4 protein-coding genes are annotated in these 2,933 nt (G+C 58.5%); all 4 read right to left on the bottom strand.

What is annotated here, in order from left to right; translation table 11 throughout:
• On the bottom strand, positions 1–755 hold a 755-nt coding region (locus tag KBT70_RS08290), incomplete at its 3' end, for a penicillin acylase family protein (protein WP_363270307.1).
• Between the two features lie 24 nt (positions 756–779).
• Complete coding sequence (locus tag KBT70_RS08285; protein WP_008282832.1) at positions 780–947, bottom strand: hypothetical protein; 168 nt, start codon at positions 945–947, stop codon at positions 780–782.
• On the bottom strand, positions 947–2,518 hold the full coding sequence (lnt, locus tag KBT70_RS08280) for an apolipoprotein N-acyltransferase (protein WP_050775788.1): 1,572 nt from the start codon (positions 2,516–2,518) through the stop codon (positions 947–949). The genes KBT70_RS08285 and lnt overlap by 1 nt, the downstream gene beginning before the upstream one ends.
• Positions 2,515–2,933, bottom strand: a 419-nt coding sequence (gene lspA / locus KBT70_RS08275) for a signal peptidase II (protein WP_296631126.1), incomplete at its 5' end; no start/stop codon positions are given. The genes lspA and lnt, both read right to left, overlap by 4 nt.

Genomic DNA, 2,933 nt, shown 5'->3' with positions numbered 1-2,933 from the left:
ACGACAATGAAGGGCACACCCGGCAATGTAGCCCCAATCGCGGCTCCGGTCGGGAGTTGAATATCCGCCAGGTACCATTCAGAAGGCAGCGATAAGGGGCCACGTATATCGGCGGTGAGAATTGGTGCTCCCATAGCTGTTCTGTCTCCAGGCAACGCCCAAGCATCGAGGCTGACCTTGGGCGAGGTCATAAACAGCTCGGGCAAAAAAGGTCGGTCTGACAAGCCGGACAGGTCACTCTGGCGACTCTCGGGTTGAAGATCGTTCAGAAACGCTTGAGCAAGTCTGAGACTATCGACGGGTCTCCAGGCTGCGATCATTCTCTCATCCGCGATCAACAGATCGGGTGAGCCTCTGCCGCGCCCGCCTTCGGATACCAGACCAAGCCACGCGTTGACACCTGCGGCATATGCGTCGAGCGCCTGGGCTGTCGAAGGCTCGACTTCGAACGTCTGGTCAAGTGGCAACAAGGCTTGCGCTGCCCGCCTTGCCCGCAATAACTGGCCAAGCCTGTCCTGAGCGTGAACGAAACCAAGCGCGAAATAGGCGTCCGGAGCGGAGTCTGCAGAAATGTGCGGTATGGCCGCAGCATCTCGCAGAATATCGACTGGACCTTCGATACCCGCAACACTGAAATCCTCGTCATAGTCGGGGACGGAGGCGCGCAAAAGAAAGTAGACGACACCGGATACGGTCAGTCCTAATGCAAAAACCGCCAGGAGCAAGTACAGTAATATGTTGAATAGTCGTTTCAATTCGTTGCCGGTGCCAAAGTAATCTCAAGACGTGATGCGCAAGAGGATCACCGAGGCGAAAAAAGCGAGCAGGCCGAAAGCAATACCGAAGCTTGTCGCGTATTGAAGTATATCCAGGCGGTTCCCTTTCCGCCGTTGCGCCAGATAGCCACCCCAGAGCGCCCCTCCGACAAAGCCTGCGAGCACCAGCATCACGATTCCTCCGATTTTGATTTTTCTGAATTGAAACGTCGTCTGACCAATCCGACGGTAAAGGCTAGAGCCCAGACCGCACAGATGAGCGCCAGCGATGTCCAATCACCGAAACGTGCGTAAGGTGTGGGCGCAAGCGCTGTCGGCAGGCTGGCATCTATGACTCCAGTTTGTCCGGTCTCGAGGCGCGCGATGATCTCTCCCTTGGCGTCGATGATCGCGGAAATCCCGGTGTTGGCCGCCCGGACTACAGGAAGCCCTTCTTCGACCGCGCGCATGCGCGCGGAGGCGAGGTGCTGCTCGGGTCCGATGCTGGTCCCGAACCAGGCATCATTTGTGGCGTTGAAAATCCAGTCGGGGCGAAAAAGGTCATCGACTACCTGGCCCGGAAAAATGATTTCGTAACAGATCGCCACCGCGACCAGAGGCGCACCCGGGATCGCCAGCGTGCGTGGCCCTGGTCCTGGCGTGAAATCACCCAAACCTTCGGTCAGCCGCTCGATCGGCAGCCAGCCTCTCAGGGGCACATATTCCCCGAACGGAACAAGATGATGTTTTGCATATCCCGTCAGAATTTCGCCGCTGCCGTCATAGGCTTGAACCGTGTTGAAATATCGGGTTCCCCCATCGCCCTCTACGCGGTCAGGCACGCCTGTCAAAAGGATCCTGCCGTCTGGCAGAACCGTGGATAGCCGCCTACGCGCCAAGGCGTCCTCGTCCAGAAAACCGGGAAAGGCCGTTTCCGGCCACAGCAACAGGTCGAAGCGTCCAGGTTGCGCCGACAAGCCCAAATATTTCTCCAGCGTTCGCTCGCGGCTGCCCGGTGCCCACTTCTCGACTTGCGGCACATTGCCTTGGACGATGCGCAAAGCGCTGTCCGTCGGAGGCACATTCGTCCCTAAACGCAGCGCGCCGCCACCCCAGAGGCCCATCACCACAACGGCGAAGAGCACGAGAACAGGCACGCGTCTGTTTGGTGCCGCCACAATCAACACACCGGGCAACAGCCCTATAAAGACCGTGAGAAAGCTCAGCCCATAGCTTCCTACCCAGGCGGCGGGTTGGCGCAGAGCGGCGTGTTCGACAAGGGCATAAGCGGCAAGGTTCCAGGGAAACCCTGTCAGGACATGACCACGCAGCCATTCTGCGGCAACCCAGCAGGTTGCAAGCAGAAGACCTGCCGTAGTGTCGCCGACAGCACGGCGCTGCATGATGGTGGCAAATAACATCGCCGCAATCGCCGGGAAAATGGCCAGTCCGGCGGACAGTCCCGCGACTGCCGGGATCGCAAGGGCACCGAAACGTTCGGAATCGACGTAAAAGCTCTCGGCGATCCAGGAAACTCCAAACCCGAACTGGCCCATTCCGAAGACCCAGCCGATGAAGAAGGCAGGCGCTGTCGAAACCTGCCGGAGGACGAGAAAGAGTGCTGAGAAGGCGACTGGAACAACGATGAGCCATGAGAATGGTGGAAGGGTTAAAACCGTTAAACCGCCCGCTGCAAAGCTAATCCCTGATCGCAGGGGAATGTAACGGCCACGACCCGTCAGTGGTCGCAAGCCCGCCATCATGTGCCTGTTTTCAACTTGGCGCTCAACCAAGGGGCTATGAGCAGTAGGCCCACGCCACTGACCACGAAAACATCCGCCATGTTGAAGGCGGGCCAATGCGTGGATCCGACATAGAAATCGAGGAAGTCCGTCACACTCCGAAACCGGATGCGGTCGAGGACGTTGCCGAGCGCGCCACCGATAATCGCACCATAGGCGATAGCCTCAACCGGGTTGGCAGTGCGCACCAACATGACGGTCAACCAGCCGCAGACAGCGAGGGCCAACGCCGTAAGGCTCCACCATGGCGCGCCACCAAGTAATCCGAATGTCACGCCATCGTTGCGCAGGTAGATGAGATTGAAACCGGGAAAGACCGGAATTCCGGCGCTCAAATCTGCCGCATTGGCGACGACAATTGCTTTTGTCACCTGAT

It is taken from the genome of Roseovarius sp. (assembly GCF_018066915.1).
Lineage (GTDB): Bacteria > Pseudomonadota > Alphaproteobacteria > Rhodobacterales > Rhodobacteraceae > Roseovarius.
Note: the sequence above shows the minus strand (reverse complement) of the source record. Positions and strands in the feature narration are given on the sequence as shown.

What these genes read in the sequence shown, in the direction of transcription:
- lnt (WP_050775788.1), bottom strand. Translation starts at nt 2,518, where the DNA reads ATGATGGCGGGCTTGCGACCACTGACGGGTCGTGGCCGTTACATTCCC.
- KBT70_RS08285 (WP_008282832.1), bottom strand. Translation starts at nt 947, where the DNA reads ATGCTGGTGCTCGCAGGCTTTGTCGGAGGGGCGCTCTGGGGTGGCTAT.